Source organism: Pilimelia columellifera subsp. columellifera (assembly GCF_039532605.1).
GTDB lineage: Bacteria > Actinomycetota > Actinomycetes > Mycobacteriales > Micromonosporaceae > Pilimelia > Pilimelia columellifera.
Genome location: NZ_BAAARY010000034.1, coordinates 1 through 15,111 on the forward strand (window position 1 = coordinate 1; position 15,111 = coordinate 15,111).

Consider the following 15,111-nt stretch of genomic DNA (forward strand, 5'->3'; position numbering starts at 1 on the left):
AAGGTCGTGGGCAGCCGCGAAAGAGAGCGTCCAACCCGGGCACCTAAACCGAGCCTGGCCGGGCGCCGGTCCTGGGTCAATGAAACAAGTAGCCGCGATTCGCGCGTCTGCGTGGGACCGGGCGGCGGGTGTGGTTCGTTGGTGGGGCTTCAGTCTTTGCTGGTGGGTTGGTAGCTGAACCCGTGGGTGGGTGCCAGGGCTACGAGGCGGTCGAGGATTGGTTCGGTGTTGGTTCCCCACATCTTGGACAGCACCCAGGTTTGTTCGTTGTCGTGCAGTGGGGCGTCGAGGAACCAGCGGCCGAGTCGTTTGCCGGAGGCGGAATACCTGTTTGCGAAGGCGTCGGCCAGGTCTTCGCCTGTGAGGGTGCCGTCGACGGATTGGAAACGGGACGGGGGCAGGACGTTGGCGAGTTGGTCGGCGGGTACCCCGGCTTGGTGCAGGGCGGTGACCATGGCCAGTACCGCGCGGCGTTTGCGCAAAGGTTCGGTGGACCCGGTCGGGGTGGTGATTTTGTAGGGGGTCCAGTCGCGGCTGTCGGTGGTCACCGCGCGGGCGGCGGTCTGACGGCGGCGTAGCTGGATGGTGAGGTCGCCGGCTTCGGCAAGAGGAATGACTTGTTGCACATCGAGCAGGAGCCGGTCGTTGACCTGGTATGGAGTCAGTCGTACGCAGCGGATGTCCAGGCCGTACACGTCGGTGAGCCACAGCACGGTGGTGGTGATCTCGCGATCGAAGCCAGCTGCTACCAGGACCACTCGGACCTCGCGGCTGAGGACTGCCTCCTCGCCGCCGACATCGTCGAGCCAGTCGGCCAGCCGGGTGCGGGCCTCGTCGGTGGCAGCTGGCTCGGTGCGGGCGAGGTACCGCTCGTAGTGCTCGACCAGGTCGTCGAAGGTCATCACCGACACCATTGCCGCGTACCGCAAGGCTTGTAGTTCGAGGTGGCCGCCGTCGTTGGTGCGTTTGAGTTCGATGACCACGACACGGCCGTCGCGGTCCACACCGAGCAAGTCGATACGGCGCCGAGACTCGGTAAACGCACCGAACTCCTCCGCGACAACCAGCACGCCTTCGACGATCATGTCGATCCGGGCGCGTATCAGACGCTGGAGATCGGCCCGCTCCAACACACGGGCTGCTGCGAAGCTGGTCGACGGTACCTCGACCAACGCATCGGGAGTCATCTCGAACAGGGGCATTCCGCCATTGTCACCGCCAACCCCGAGCCGGCACGCGCGTTTACTTATACAGACCGGCCGCTCACTCTCTTGCCGTCTAAGGGTTGCTCTCCAGGCTTAGCAATCAGGCCGGTTGCTCGTCGGTTGATCTTGTGGTCTGCCCTCTCTACGGTCCGGTCCCGGGGGCGGCGGTTTCGTCAAGATCGACGTGGGTGCCCATCAGGCGGTTCAGCAGGTAGCGGCAGGCCGCGTGCTCGGTCGTGAACCGTTCAACGCCGTAGCGACCTCCACGTTCGCTGTAGTAGACGATCCAGCCAGCTCCCTGCCGCTTGAGGGCAAACCCGTCGTCGGGTGTTCCGCCTTTGAGGCTGTACCGGGAAGGATCGACGTCACGGCGAACCAGCTCGTTGCGCAGGTCTTCGACATTCATGTGTCGATCCTTCACTGCCGGCCGAGGCATCCTCAACCGCCGCGTGCGGTGCGCGGTGTCACCTACCGCCCGAGCGGTAGGTTGCCGAGCATGATGGCTGCCCCCGCTGCCCTTCCGTTGCTCCTCCCGGACGTGGATGGCCCCCTCATACCGTTCCGAGCCCGGACAACGGCAGCTACCTGCGATGCCGGCGAGGCAGTCAGGGCTGCGGATCAGGCGTCGGGCAATCCGTTGATCGACCGGCTGGACGCTGCCGACGGGCCCAGGCTGCTGGCATTGGGCTGCCAACTGGTGTGGGCGACGACGTGGATGGCCGATGCCAACGACATCATCGCGCCTCGGCTCGGGCTTCCGGAACTGCTTGTCGTCGAGTTCGCCGATGACGACGAGCCCGAGCATGGCCTGCACTGGAAGACGCGATTCCTCACCCGCTGGGCAGCCGGACGCACGTTCGTCTGGCTCGACGACGAACTAACCGACACCGACCGGCGATGGGTCCGAATCCATCATCCAGGGAAGGCCCTGCTGCACCGCGTCGACCCACTGGTCGGCCTCAGCGACGCCGACTACGCGTCGATCGGAGACTGGCTCGCGATGTGACGGCGCGGCATGGCTGACCTTACTCACATGCCGCGACGCGCGCGTTCGGCCAGGCGCCCAGACGTCCGACTCTGCCGAGTTGAGTGCGTCGTCGCAATGGGTCCGATCGGCTCGTCATAGTCGGAGTAGCCCTGCGGCAAGATCTCGTTTGATGTGCCGTTCGTTTTCTGATCCGCTTGTCCAAGGAAAACCTCCATGCTGAAAGACCTGATTCAGGTAGGAGACGAACAGCGTGGTGGTTTCCGCTACGAAGAGTCCATCCACGCAGCCGTCAGGAAGGACAATCCCGTAGGGCGAGCCCCCACTGACGTTCTCCTTGTGAAACCGATCCGGTGCAACTGGAAGCACAAACAGATCGGCGTCTCGCGCCGAGTACCCGCGCCAGGCTTCCCACTCGTCCTCGAAGAACCCGCGAGTCGACGGACCGTCGGCCAAGCGCGAGCCCTCCAGTTCGATCACAAGTGGATCACCAGAAGTCGATTCAGCCCAGTCCGGGTGCGTTCCGACCAACCAAACGTCTCCGACGAACCGTATCCAGGAACGCACGGTCATCGGGACCTCACCGAAACGCTCCTGAAGCCAGTCCACATGCTCGCTCGCTGCTGAAGTTGGCGCGGCGTGGGGCATCGCCGGAGCTTGCACGTCGTCGTTGGTGTGGAACCGATATCCGGCAGCCGTCAACCGTTCGACGATGACCTCGACGTTCTGACGGGCGCGGCGGGCCATCTCATCGCAAACCTGCTCTGCTTCTTGGGCTAGGTACGGCTCCCGTCGGATCGTGCGACCTAGCTGCCGCAGTTCATGCCAGACCTGCTCCCGATGTCCGGCACGGTAGCGGCTGAGCCAGTACGGCGAGGAAGTCATGGCGGCAATCTTGCCGCACCAAGAACTCGTTCGCGAGGGCGACTTTTGGATCAGGGCCGGCCCGTTGGCGTCCTCCACTTCCGCGGGCGGCGCGGTACGCAGCGTCATCTTCGTGATCAAGGCGACGTCCGGCCGTGCCGAGTTGAGTGCGCTCGACTCGATATCGCGAAAGACGAAGTGAGCCCTGCTCACGCAGTGTGTCGCTAATCCGTCATTATCTCCATAATAGCCAAGTTTTCGTTTGATCCAGCTACGCTCCAACTATGATGGCTGTTTCGAGCGTGTTCGGTCTAAGTGCCAGCATCCAAAGCCCTTCATATGTAGATAGGAACGGACTTGACGCTGGCCTCCAGAATGCCCTTGAGGCAAAACGTCACGTCGTGGTCCATGGGAGCAGCAAACAGGGAAAGACGTGGCTCAGGTCCAGAATCCTTAATGAGGACGCTTCGATAATTGTCCAATGTGTCCCTGGAAGCTCAATCGAATCAATTCTGACTCAGGCGCTCGGAAAAATTGGCGTGACAGCAGTTCTGAAGAAGGTGAGAGCGGCAGAGGTTTCCGGAACGCTTAACTTTGAGGCTGCCGGCGACCTGGGTGCGAAAATCCTAGCCAAGCTAGGGGTGAAAATTGGCGCAGGCCTAGCTGGGAAGAAGTCGGACTCAACGGAGGTTGCTCCGGTGGGCCAAAAGCCGGCCGACCTGCTATGGGTAGCGACGGCCATCCAAGAATCTGGGCGACGTCTTATCGTGGAAGACTTTCACTACTTAGATGAGCCCACCCAGAAGGAATTCGCCTTCGTCATCAAGGCCCTCGGGGAGTACGGGCTATTTTTTGTAATCGTCGGAGTTTGGCCGACCGAACACCTGCTCACGTACTACAACGGGGACCTGGACGGCCGCGTAGAGAATTTTCAGCTTTCATGGACGGATGACGAGCTTCACGCGGTACTGAGCAGCGGCAGCCCGGCACTCGGAATCGAATTCGCAGACGACCTGGCTGCGTCGATAGTTGCGGATAGTTTTGGAAATGTTGGCCTCCTTCAGCGCCTCGTAGAACGCTTATGCCTTGACGAAGGAGTTGACGACCTAACTTGGGAAAGCAAGCCAAGGAAAATCGAGCTTGGATCGTCCCTCAGTGTTGCTAGAGATCATGTTGCGTCACAGATGAATGGTCGCTATCAGGCGTTCGCAGACAACTTTGTCCGCGGCATGCGTCGAATGCCGACCGGCTTGGAAGTCTATCTCATGCTGCTGCGCGCTGTGACAGAGGCCGATAACCGCGAATTGATTGAGGGAATTGATTCTCTAGAGTTACTGCGTCGTTTGAATGGTATGCCGGGGGGCAATGACATTCGCCAGTCGGACTTGACTCAGGCTCTCGAGCGCGTTGATCGCCTTCAGGTCAAGATTGCCGTTCGACCTCCGGTTCTGACATACAACAAGTCGAGCAGAAAGCTATTCTTAGCCGATCGATCCTTTCTGTTCTATCGGCAGCACGCTAATCCACGTTGGCCATGGATGGATGACGCCAACCTTTCAAACGATCTCGCCGATCAGGACCCGTTGCTCGTCGATTAGGTGCATGACGGCGTACTCAACTGCCGCCGATCGCGCGGTCCCTGCTTCGGCCCTCTATGCAGGTACGGATCATCAGCGCTACGACGAGGAGTCGATCAGCCAGTGTCTTTCGGTCGTCCAGCCGGTGAGACGGCGACCGCTATCGGATGTCGCGTCGTCAGCGAACCGTCCGCCGGCGGCTACCCGGGTGAGGGCAGTCATGGCGGGCGCAAGCCGCTCGCGCACCGCAGGGTTCGATCGGGCCAAGAACCCAGCCATCGCCTCGACCTCCTGGGGCGCAGATTCGACCAGTGACAGGTAGAACACCATCTGCCGCCAGGCGTACGCGACGTCCTTGATCAGCGGCAGCTGGCGGGGGTTTCCAGGGATCCGACTCACGAGTCCAAGCAGCTGCGCGAACGTGCGCTGCGCAAGGTCTTTCCAGCCACTGGTAGGCGTGACGCCCAACTGGACCAAGGTGGCGAGGTTGTGGGTGGTGAGAATCTGGGCCTGCTCGATGACCATTCCGTTGGCGGCCACGTCCCAGCGGTCGGTGGGGTTGCCGGCCCGGTCGTAGCAAAGCTGGTCGAACCAGGACGAGGAGCCGACGCCACGCCGTTCCGGCCGGGCAGGGTCAGCAGCGGCGATGGCCGAGTAGTCGATGTCGAAGTAGCGCGCGTACAGGCTGTCAGTGAGCACCGACGCGGCGACCTGCGCGGCCCGCAGATACTTGGCGGAGAACCTGCCGGCGAAGATGTCGGCCGCCAACTCCTCCACCCAGGGAAGGTCGTCACCGGACTGGCGCGATAGCGTCATCCACTGGCTGACCATCGGGTTAGGCACGAGCGTGGCTGGGAAGGCGTCGAGCGTCAGCTTGGCCAGCCGCCTCAGCGCCACCCGGCCGTCCTCCGACTGCACCCGACGGCGGGCGGCGACAGCCTGCACCCAGGGCAGTTCCGCCGGGCGGACCTGATGTTGAAGATCAACGAGCAGTAGCGAACGTCGAGCCATGAAAGCCCGGTGGTGCGCGGTCATCAGCGCACCCAGCTGCCGATCCGAATACCCGCGGCCGACCACCTCGGCGGTGATGTTCGGGGTGAGCTGCGCCAGCACTTCCGCCGACGGGACAACACCAGCGCCCAACAGCAGTTCAATCGGACGCGCCATGGCCCGGCGTGCCGTCCGCACCACCGAGTCGGGAATCGGCTCGCCGGGCGGCAAGCTGGTGGATGCCGCCTCGCTGGCATTCACCGGTGTGGTGACCGCGTCAACATCAACGATCCCGACTTCCGGGTCGGCGGCATCGAGCCGGCCGGCTACCAGCTGCGCCAGACGGTGATGCCCGGGGGTCACGGTGGCGGCTTGATCACGGCGGTACCGCTCCAGCACGGGTGACGCAGGAGCACCGCGCTTGGCGATCGCCCCGTCGACGGCACATTGCAGGAGGCCGCTGGTGCGGGACTCGAGGTCCTGACCGCCGACGACCGTGTCCAGCGCCCGCAGCATCACCGATAGGTTCGACTTGCGGTGCCGGTGCTTGGCGCAGGTGGTGTGTGCGGCCGCCAGTACGCGGTACCGGTCGATCGCGCTTGAGGCCCGCGCCGTCCAACCATCTGGATAGTGCGCGGCCACCCTACCGTCGCGGACAGTTTCACACCACAGGCCCAGCACCTGGTCGCTGAACGGCGCCCACACGGTCACCGCCTCCCGCATCGCCTCCACCTGAGCGCGCGGCTTCTTGGCCCGCAGGGCCGCCGCGGTCTGGCCCGCCGTCGCCCGCCACATGATCTGGGGGTCTGGCGCGGGCGTGGCAGCCGGTGTCGGGGTGAACCGCAGCCGGTCCGCCAGCGGCGCCAGCTGCTCCACAAACCGGGACGCGGCGGCCACGTCACCGGAGCGGATCAGCCATGCCAGCACCAGGACTGCTGCTGCTTCGGGCACATCGATCCGATAGCAGCCGCTGTCCAACAAGTTCCGCAGACGCAGCTGGCCGGGCTCGGTCAGCCAGTACGCGAACAATTCGCTTCGCGACGCCGGGATCCCAGCCTCCTGAGCGAAGGTCAGCTCAGCCGCGGTGAGCGGGCCCTCGGCCACGGCACGGCCGGTCGCGAAGCCACCGCGAACGACTTCCAGAGTGACCCAAGACGGCAGACCCGTTACCGGCTTGCGGCTGCCGGGCTGGAGCGAGCCGGACAGCATTCCGCGGAGCACCGTTGACCAGCGCTGCGCACGGTCCCTACCCCGCGCTCGGGTGGCCGGGTCGGGGTGTGTGTCACCGGTACGGGCCGCGGCGGCCAACTGCGCCAACACATACCCGAGACCGGCGCTGGAAGGCGAGGTGTCGTTGGTGTCCATTGCCAGCGTGGCAGGCACTGCCCCTGCGCCCTCCGGGTCCGAAGCCCGGTGCTCTACTGACTGAGCTACACGCTGTCGCCCGGCGCTCACGGCCGGACGCGGAACACGTTAACAGCCGGGCGTCATACCCGCCGCCCACATTCTCAGGGCCCGTCGAGTTGCGCTCACAAGCGCCGACTGGCCGGCGCCGGCCGGCAGGCGTCACTCCAGCCGTCGGCCTCGGCGTATCGGAGGGTATAGGCGGTGGGCAGGTTGGTGTCGTCGGCGAGTCGCCAGGGGCGATCGATGGCCGACAACGCGATGACAGCTCCGCCGTGGCCGTCGGGTTCCGCCAACCGGACCAGTGCGGGTGCTGAAGCAGCTCGCGGACGTGATTAAGGCTGGGGTCGGGCACCCGGATCTGCTCGGCATCGCCGAGGAGCAGCGAGCCGGCTTTCAACGCCAGCAGCCGGGCCAAGACAGCGGCCGGCATTCCCGAATCGGCGGTTTCGATCGTCAGGTAGCAGTTGTCGTGTCCGCTGTACCAGGTCCGCACACCAGGCAGCGTCGGCAGCACCGGCGATTCCCAGTCCGCGGTACCCCAGGCCAGTGCCAGCTCCTCCAGGCTGTCGGTCGACGCAGGTGCGGCCAGGTCAAGCAGCGTCAACTCGTACGGCGACCAGCCGTCAACGAATCGGGCGAGGTCGGCGGTGTCGAGGACCAGCAGCTCGTCGGCCAGGCCGACAGTCGGGCCGAGCGATTCGCCGATGGGGTGGGTGAGGCAGGTGACGTTGCGGTCGGCGGCGATCGCTGACGGACGCCACGGCTGCCAGTCGTCATCGAGGTAGCTGTTCGTCTCCAGGTCCGCGACCACGGTGTACGGCTGCATCGCCGACATGAGCAGATCGGCCAGCTCGGCGATGCTCGCGGCGGCCGCTTGAATCCGCCAGCAGTTCGCGGTTTCGGTGACCGAGAACGCTAACGGGAACGGGTCGCCCCCCAGTCCCACGCTGTTGACGACGAACGCGCCATAACGGTCGATGATCACGTAGACGCCCCGTCGATGTGGAGGGTGGTCGGTGCTGGGAAGTGGCTGAGGGGACCGCCGATCGTGTGCAGTTCAAGTCCGCTCAGGTACCCGCTCTTATCCACCCACAGCAGAACGCCGGCGGCGTCGAGATGGTTGTCGTAATGTTCGGCTACCGGGGTCGCCGATTGGACCTGCGCTGGCGGCATAGCCGGATCCACGGCCAGCTCGATCGTGGCGCAGCCGCAGGCGCACGTCCCGACGACCGTTGCGGCTCGGGCCTGGATTCGCAGCTGCTCCACCCCTCGGAACCGTACGGCGAGCAGAGTGGCCAAAGTTTGCCGTTCGCGGTCGCTGAGCGGCCGACCTGCCGCGGTACTCATATGTCTAGTCCTGCTGCGAAGGCCATCTCTGCGGCTTCCTTGGCATTGAGGACGGGCAGCAGGAAGGCCAGTTGAGCGGCAGTGTCTGGGGACGGTCGACTGTAGGTGCGGGCGGCCTCGTGCTGTAGCCAGGTATAGATGTCGGATCGGGCGCTGGGGGCAAGGTGCTCGTCGTCGCTGCTGATGAGGCGCAAGGCGGTGACCAGCCACGACCACACGTCCTTGGCGCGGATCAGCCGGTACGCGGCTCGACGCACGTGCGACGGGTAGCCGGTACCAATGAGCACCTCAAGTTCGGGGCCGGCCCAGATGTGTAAATAACCCGTGAGGGTTTGGACGACTTCGCGGACGACCACGGGTGACTCGTCACGGATCAGCGACTTAAGCCGTTCCGGGTCGACCGCGCCCAGGCGGCGCAGTGCCCGCACCGCCTGCACGCGCACCCGCGGCCGGGCCGCGGTCAGAGCATCAGTCAGCACGGCTGCGTCGGCAGCAGAGCCTGTCTCGCCGAGACCAGCCACCGCCGCCGGCGTGACGTCGTGGACAAGGTGTCGGCGGTAGAGGGCCGCCAAGTCGATATCGGCGGCAGCCAACGTCTGCTGGGCGATCGACCGTACGGTCGGGTGGCGGTCCAGCAACATGTGGTGAGCGGTATCGGCGCCGTTGCGGGCGATGTTGGTCTCCAGCGCAGCGGCTCGTACCTGCGCGGTGCGGGACTGCAGCAACGCCGCGATGATCTCCTGGCTCGGCGTCCCTGCGAGGAGCGTGCGGGCGCACGAGACTCGGATCAACACGTCGGGATCGCGCACTGCTCCCGTGACCAGCGAATCTGAGCTGAGCGAATCTGTGTCCACCCCCGTTCGATAGGCCAGCCGGCGCACGAGACGCTCCGGTGATCCGACCAGGGCTGCGATGAGATCCGGTTCGGCCTGAGCGACCGCACCATTGATGACATAGGTCAGCCATCCTGCCTGCTGCCGGCCGGCCAGCGTCGCCGCGAATCCCGCGACATCGACGATGACCGCATTGGCAGCGCCGGGAAGGCGCCGGCCGAGCACGGAGCGTGCATCCTCCCGAACGGGTCGCGCCCAGTCGGTGGAGCGCAGCAGCAACATGCGCAGCGCTGCTGGCCGGGACTTATCGGCCAGCGCGGCCACCGCGCCCTGCCGGACATGGCCGTCAGGGTGTGCCGCAGCAAGACTCACTAGCAGGTCGTCTGCGTCGCCGTCGAGGAGGCGCTGACCTACCTGCCGTGCTAGGTGCGGGGCATGCCAGCGCCACCGATCCCGCAGTAGCTCATCAAAGGCCACGAGCCGGCGCGGCGAAGCCTGGGCAAGGCCGGTAAGAGCGGCTTCCCGCGCGGCGGCGTCACCGTCGCGCAACACCGCCAACAGGATGCTGCCGGCGTCCCCGCTCACCCCTTGGCCGCCGACCACCAGTTGGATGATCTCCGCCGGCCCAGGAATAACGGGCAGGTAGTCGTACGGGGTATCCGGCGACGCTGCCGTCGCCAACCACTGCCGAACCCTTCGCCGCCACGTCACCGACACCTGCCACCTCCCGGTCAACGGCTATCCTGCCGCCTGCCTTGTCGTTCCGGCGACCGGAATCACGGCCGCAACGCTTGGGCAGCTGGCCCCACCGCAACCGCCGGCACCAGCGAGACGGACCTTAACGATCGCGGCGCCGGCTGCTGCAGCGACAACGTCACCTTTCCTCAGCGCTGAACACTCCTCGTCACGTCGAAGGCACCCGGCGCTCGCGCGATCCGTACCCGGGCGGCTCGTCACCCGAGGCAGCGGATGAGAGCCATCACCTTCGACATCGAAGCTCGTTAACCCCGTCAGAGAGCTCCTTTCACACGTCTCCCCGGGACGGTGCAACGTGAGCAACAGGTCCCCCGCGGCAAGCCCGCTGACTATGTGGGCGGCCCAACAATCGAAACGACCGGCCCGAGCCTTAACGGCGACCCCAGCCGCACACGGCCTACGGTTCGTGTTCTACGGCAGGATCTCTACTACCGACTTCCAAGACCGGGCATCCTCACAGGGATGGCAGCGTCAAGCCGCCGACGAGGTCATCACCGGTGCCGGTCGGATCGTCGCCGAATACTTCGACCACGGCGTCTCCCGCACACTCCCCTGGTCCCGGCGGCCGCGAGCCTCGCAGCTACTCGCTGCCCTCACCAGCCCAGACCGGCGCTTCGACGCGATCGTCGTCGGCGAGTACGAACGGGCCTTCTGCGGCCAACAACTCCACCAGCTGACCACCACGCTGCGCGCACACAACATCCAGTTATGGCTTCCGGAAACCTACGGGCCGGTCGACTTCGACAACCCACGACAACTCGCCCTACTCGATCTGCTTGGCGTGCGCTCACAACGGGAAATCGCCCGAGCCCGCTACCGCACCACCGCCGCCATGCGCGCCCAAGTAGAGCACCAAGGCCGCCACCTCGGCGGCCGACCACCCTACGGCTACCGGCTCGTCGACGCCGGCGCCCACCCCAACCGCGCCCACGCCCGCTGGGGACGCCGCCGACACCGCCTCGAACCCGAATCGGCCACCGCACCCCACGTCCAATGGATGTTCACCCAACGCCTCACCGGCCGCAGCATCGCCAACATCGCGCGCGACCTCAACGACCGCGGTGTCCCCTGCCCATCAAGCGCCGATCCCGGACGCAATCAACACCGCGCCGGATCCGCCTGGCTGCCTACGACAGTGGCCGCGATCCTGGCCAACCCCCGCTACACCGGCCGGCAAGTCTGGAACCGCGAACCCGCCAACACCACCAATGACCCGGCCAACGGACGTGCGTACCGCAGCACCCCGACCAGCTGGGTGATCTCTACCCAGCCCGCCCACCCGCCGCTGGTCAGCGAAACCGACTTCGTCGCCGCACAGGCGATCCGGAGTCCACGGCCGGCAGCCGATGGCACCCACCGCCACTACGCACTACGACGACTTGTCTACTGCCACCACTGCGACAGAGCCATGGACACCCACTGGATCCATAACCGCCCCGGATACCGGTGCCGCCACGGCCACCTGACCGCCCACCCCAACGACCTGACACGAACGGCCATCCTCTATGTACGCGAGGACCACCTCATCGCACGCATCCAGCGCCAGCACCACGCGCTACGGCACGCGACCCCAGATGCAATCGCGGCGTACCTGAACGACCACGACCAGGTCATCGTCTACGCCCACCACACCTGGCACCTTCACACCCGCGACACCGACCCGCCCGAAACACGGGCACCACTCCCCCGGCAACGCCGGTCACCGGCACAACAAAAATCGCGAACCAGCCCAAACCAACCAGGCTAATTCGCGATACGTGTGGAAAAAACGTGTCCGAGACGTGATCACAAAAATGTCGCACCCATGCCACAAGGCAGGAGTGTTCATGTGGACAATGGTACCCGACTCGCTCCCCGAACGCCATGCGGCGGTAATCCGCCATGAACACCGCACAATACGCAGATCTGCCTCGTCGCATCCGCTGGTTGAGACCGCCCACTCATGCCGAGAAGAGTGCGCCCGTGTGGGCGCTGTCAGGCAGCCGGAGGAGTTCTTCAAAAGGTCATCTTCGCGACGGCCCTGTTAGTGATCAAGAAGTTCTTCGTTGCACTCACATGCTGCGATGCGCTCGTCCTTTCGCATCTCGGCGGTGCCTCGTGCGGAGGGTCGGCAAGACCGTTATGCCGTGTAGTTCATCCTTCGGCGCTGGCTACCGGGCCACCCAGCAGATGAGGGTGCCGTGGTGGTCGGGGACGTTCAGCGGATAGGCCACGACAGGCCACCTGCCAGATGCCATTCGCCAAGGCCACGCCGCCAGCGTCGCCAATAGGACGCATGCCCACTGCACCAGCCACCATGCAATTAACGGCACGGCGATGATGAAGGACGCCTCACCCGCGGCCAGCGTTTCTCGGAGGATCCGAGAACCAGGCATCCAGGCAAGCCGGCGGCGTCCGACCCGCCAATGCGTCCACTGTCCCGAACCGGAGCGAGATAGGACAAGCACACACTCATAATGCACTCAATTGCCGCAGACCGCGTGGCATTTGGCAGTGTGGACGTCGGACTGCTGTCGTACCGAGAATCCATACTCGGCGCATGACGGCAGGTGCGGAGCAGGCGAGATATTCGGTCCAGTTGTTGATCAGCGACTGGTTGCTCGTAGACGGGACCATGGACAACCATGTCCAGTCGGCCATCGATGGAGCGGTCCCAGACGGCGAGGGCGACGCCGCCGGGTGGGAGGAAGGTTCGGCTGGGGACGTCGGGGCCGAGGTGGAGGACGTCGCGCTACCCGCAGTGGCTCAGCTGGGCAGTAGCATCCGACAGGCGGGTTGGGACCAAATTTCGGGGTGGCCGCACGATGTGGCGGGGTTCGTGACCTGGCCGGCCCCGGGTCAGATGGCGACGGTGACCCTCAGCGGTGCTCAGTGGGATCTGGTCGTCTTGGCGCTGCGCCACTGGGCAGACGTCGATGAGCGCCTGTCCGACGCCGCGGGCGCGGCCAAGTCGCGGGCCGTCGCCACGGCCCTCGGGCGTCAGCTCGCCGCACGGGGTTGGTCGCCGAGGCTGCGATGACCGACCGTCCACCGGCCCTCGCGACCGTCGACCCGGGGTGCACTCATGTCTGCCGCTGAACACGCGTTGTGCGACCGGCCGCAGCGCACCAGCGGCCGGCCCTGCCGAGTTGAGTGCATCCAATAGCGCTGGAACGCGAGGAAGGGCAGACTTCAGCCAGCTGAGTTGGCCAATCGTCGGATAGCCGTAATGTATCGGCTCGTCGCGTACGCCTGGGCCAGACGCGATAATGGTTCTCCAGCTCGTGCGAGCAGCGAAGCCGGGCGACTGAAGGCACGGATGCGGACATGTACCTCTCCACTGGTCGTATAGCGGACCAGGAAGGCTTCCTCACCGCACTCCGGGTGGCCGGGCAGGGTCCCATAGGCAAATCCGCGACGGTCAGACTCCTCCTCGGTGTAAACGACGCGGCACGGAATCGCCAGTCGTGCCGGCCCGAGGCCAGCACGAAGAACGACGATGGCGCCGACAGCAGCCCTCTGCGCGGTGCTCACGGGCGCCAGCCCGGCCTCGCGGTGCATCTGCCAGGTAAAGAGGCCCTCAGCAGCTTGCTCAAAAGCACCCCGGCCCTTGCCGACCACGACGTCACGGAGAACATGACCGTATGCCGACGGTAGCGAAGCGTCGCGTGTCGCGCCGACCTCGGCGTACGTCAGATCAGCAGCGGCCAGCGCCGCGAAGGTCTCGGGCCACGTATCTCGCACCCGACAACGCTAGCCCCCAACCGATTCCGGGGTTACTCAACTGCCGCCGACTGTGTTTGTGTTGCGTAGGCTTTTATTTGATCTACGCTGCGATTATGCGGTGTCCGAGCAGGTGTCGCTCAGCTCCGTGCCGGGCATGATCGATCAGCCGCCGCCGGTCTCGCTGCTGTTCGCTCAGCACCTTGCCGAGGATCTGTCAGGGATCGCCGAGGTGGTTATCACGTACGAGCACGGAGGGTTGGCGGTCGGCGTTTCACCGGATCGCCCCGGTGCCCGCGCCTTCCATTGGATTGACTTCGGCGACGAGATCATTGTCGAGGTCGGCTCTGTTGGCGGACGCTGGGAACTTGCCGGTAGCGAGGAAGACCTTGAGCTGCTCAGATCGCTGGTCTGGTCCGTGATAGCGGGCGGGGTAACAGAGGTCTTCTCATTTCAGCGGTCCCGAGTCACCGTCACCCTCCCGGACGGGACGCGTGAGACGGAAACAGGGTACGAGGGTCCGGGCGGGTGTCTGCCGCTGCCGCTGTGGCCACGGTGGTCCCGGACGGTGAAATACCTGCCTTACCGGTAGTTCCCTGCCGCCCGTGCCAGCGAGCTCCACGATCGCGACGCACCTACTTGCCGCCGATGGCGCGCTATGGGAGATGCGCTGGCAGTGCTTCCGGTCGCAGGTGTCCTGTGTCGTTGAGGCTGACCAGGGTCGGTGGCCTGTCGGTGTCCCATCGCACGATGGTGATGGCGCAGTTGGCTTGGTTGAGGCCGATCCACCGCCATACGGGGGCGTCTAGTACGTGCCGGATGAACCATCCGATCACGAAGTTATGCGTGATCAGCAGCTCATTTCGGTCGCGGCCGCCGACGACGCCGAAGTGTTCGACAGCGGATTGAAGGGCTGTTGCGTCCTCGTCGCGGTCATGGTCGGGGATTTGGTCGAGCCAGTCGTGCCACCGGTGTGGGTATTGGCCGCGTTGCCCGAGGGATGGTGTCGGTGTTCGGTCAGTGATGAGGTCGCAGGCGTGATGCGGGACGTGCGGGAGATGGCCTGCGATGATGGCGGCGGTCTGGGCGGCCCGTGCCAACGGGCTGTGGTGGATCGCGGTGAAGGGCGACGCCCGTAGCCGCTGGCCAAGTCTGTGGGCCTGGATGCGCCCTGAGTGGGAGAGACTTCCGTCCGGGGCGTGTGCGGTCGCGGGGTCTTGCTCACCATGTCGGACGAGGTACAGGTGGGTGCGCGTCACAACCAGCCGCCTTTCGAAGAACCCATCGGCCGATCACAGTAGGTCGCCAACGCAAGAATCACTCAGGCGAAATCCGGCCGACTCACGCTTCTGGCTCCCTTCTGTGTCAAGCGGCTAGTACGACAGCCGTACTTTTCGGTTACGTGATCAACTCGGCGGTCTCGCGGCGTCGGTAGTGGGCTTTTC

13 protein-coding genes and 1 tRNA gene are annotated in these 15,111 nt (G+C 65.1%); 5 read left to right on the top strand and 9 right to left on the bottom strand.

From position 1 onward, the window contains the following. Window positions 1-149 precede the first annotated feature (149 nt). Window positions 150-1,202, bottom strand: a complete 1,053-nt coding sequence (locus ABD287_RS17495) for a hypothetical protein (protein WP_344174476.1) — start codon at window positions 1,200-1,202, stop codon at window positions 150-152. Between the two features lie 145 nt (window positions 1,203-1,347). Next, window positions 1,348-1,611 carry a hypothetical protein gene (locus tag ABD287_RS17500; RefSeq protein ID WP_344174478.1) on the bottom strand — a complete coding sequence of 88 codons (264 nt, stop codon included), beginning with the start codon at window positions 1,609-1,611 and terminating at the stop codon, window positions 1,348-1,350. 90 nt (window positions 1,612-1,701) lie between these two features. Here ABD287_RS17500 and ABD287_RS17505 point away from each other — a divergent pair, with 90 nt between their 5' ends. Continuing rightward, the gene (locus ABD287_RS17505; RefSeq protein WP_425565661.1) at window positions 1,702-2,211 is read left to right on the top strand and encodes an HAD domain-containing protein; all 510 of its coding nucleotides are present in this window, start codon (window positions 1,702-1,704) and stop codon (window positions 2,209-2,211) included. A gap of 114 nt (window positions 2,212-2,325) precedes the next feature. Here the strand turns inward: ABD287_RS17505 and ABD287_RS17510 are convergent, their stop codons facing one another. Further along, window positions 2,326-3,195 (bottom strand): hypothetical protein, encoded by an 870-nt coding sequence (locus ABD287_RS17510; RefSeq protein ID WP_344174480.1) that lies wholly within the window; start codon window positions 3,193-3,195, stop codon window positions 2,326-2,328. A gap of 398 nt (window positions 3,196-3,593) precedes the next feature. Here ABD287_RS17510 and ABD287_RS17515 point away from each other — a divergent pair, with 398 nt between their 5' ends. After that, on the top strand, window positions 3,594-4,652 hold the full coding sequence (locus ABD287_RS17515; protein ID WP_344174483.1) for a hypothetical protein: 1,059 nt from the start codon (window positions 3,594-3,596) through the stop codon (window positions 4,650-4,652). A 78-nt stretch (window positions 4,653-4,730) separates the two neighbouring features. On the opposite strand, the gene ABD287_RS17520 is transcribed toward ABD287_RS17515, so the two are convergent. From ABD287_RS17520 to ABD287_RS17535, 4 genes are all read right to left on the bottom strand, one after another. Next, window positions 4,731-7,004, bottom strand: a complete 2,274-nt coding sequence (locus ABD287_RS17520) for a hypothetical protein (RefSeq protein WP_344174485.1) — start codon at window positions 7,002-7,004, stop codon at window positions 4,731-4,733. Beyond that, window positions 6,989-7,061: transfer RNA gene (locus tag ABD287_RS17525), tRNA-Arg, on the bottom strand. Before ABD287_RS17525 ends, ABD287_RS17520 begins: the two co-directional genes overlap by 16 nt. Before the next feature lie 948 nt (window positions 7,062-8,009). After that, complete coding sequence (locus ABD287_RS17530) at window positions 8,010-8,294, bottom strand: hypothetical protein (protein WP_344174487.1); 285 nt, start codon at window positions 8,292-8,294, stop codon at window positions 8,010-8,012. A 77-nt stretch (window positions 8,295-8,371) separates the two neighbouring features. After that, on the bottom strand, window positions 8,372-9,889 hold the full coding sequence (locus tag ABD287_RS17535; protein ID WP_344174490.1) for a hypothetical protein: 1,518 nt from the start codon (window positions 9,887-9,889) through the stop codon (window positions 8,372-8,374). A gap of 481 nt (window positions 9,890-10,370) precedes the next feature. Between ABD287_RS17535 and ABD287_RS17540 the strand changes: the two genes are divergently transcribed. Further along, window positions 10,371-11,711: a recombinase family protein gene (locus ABD287_RS17540; RefSeq protein WP_344174493.1), complete on the top strand. Its 1,341-nt coding sequence runs from the start codon at window positions 10,371-10,373 to the stop codon at window positions 11,709-11,711. A gap of 792 nt (window positions 11,712-12,503) precedes the next feature. Continuing rightward, window positions 12,504-12,983 (top strand): hypothetical protein, encoded by a 480-nt coding sequence (locus ABD287_RS17545; protein WP_344174495.1) that lies wholly within the window; start codon window positions 12,504-12,506, stop codon window positions 12,981-12,983. A 152-nt stretch (window positions 12,984-13,135) separates the two neighbouring features. On the opposite strand, the gene ABD287_RS17550 is transcribed toward ABD287_RS17545, so the two are convergent. Then, window positions 13,136-13,687 carry a DUF1990 domain-containing protein gene (locus tag ABD287_RS17550; RefSeq protein ID WP_344174496.1) on the bottom strand — a complete coding sequence of 184 codons (552 nt, stop codon included), beginning with the start codon at window positions 13,685-13,687 and terminating at the stop codon, window positions 13,136-13,138. A gap of 100 nt (window positions 13,688-13,787) precedes the next feature. Here ABD287_RS17550 and ABD287_RS17555 point away from each other — a divergent pair, with 100 nt between their 5' ends. Next, window positions 13,788-14,258 (top strand): hypothetical protein, encoded by a 471-nt coding sequence (locus tag ABD287_RS17555; protein ID WP_344174498.1) that lies wholly within the window; start codon window positions 13,788-13,790, stop codon window positions 14,256-14,258. Window positions 14,259-14,322: 64 nt separating this feature from the next. Here ABD287_RS17555 and ABD287_RS17560 read toward each other — a convergent pair whose 3' ends face one another. Beyond that, window positions 14,323-14,925, bottom strand: coding sequence for a histidine phosphatase family protein (locus ABD287_RS17560; RefSeq protein ID WP_344174500.1), 603 nt, complete (start codon window positions 14,923-14,925; stop codon window positions 14,323-14,325). Between the last annotated feature and the right edge of the window lie 186 nt (window positions 14,926-15,111).

Coding starts and splice junctions, on each gene's coding strand:
- ABD287_RS17495 (WP_344174476.1), bottom strand. CDS start 1,202: ATGCCCCTGTTCGAGATGACTCCCGATGCGTTGGTCGAGGTACCGTCG.
- ABD287_RS17505 (WP_425565661.1), top strand. CDS start 1,702: ATGATGGCTGCCCCCGCTGCCCTTCCGTTGCTCCTCCCGGACGTGGAT.
- ABD287_RS17500 (WP_344174478.1), bottom strand. CDS start 1,611: ATGAATGTCGAAGACCTGCGCAACGAGCTGGTTCGCCGTGACGTCGAT.
- ABD287_RS17545 (WP_344174495.1), top strand. CDS start 12,504: ATGACGGCAGGTGCGGAGCAGGCGAGATATTCGGTCCAGTTGTTGATC.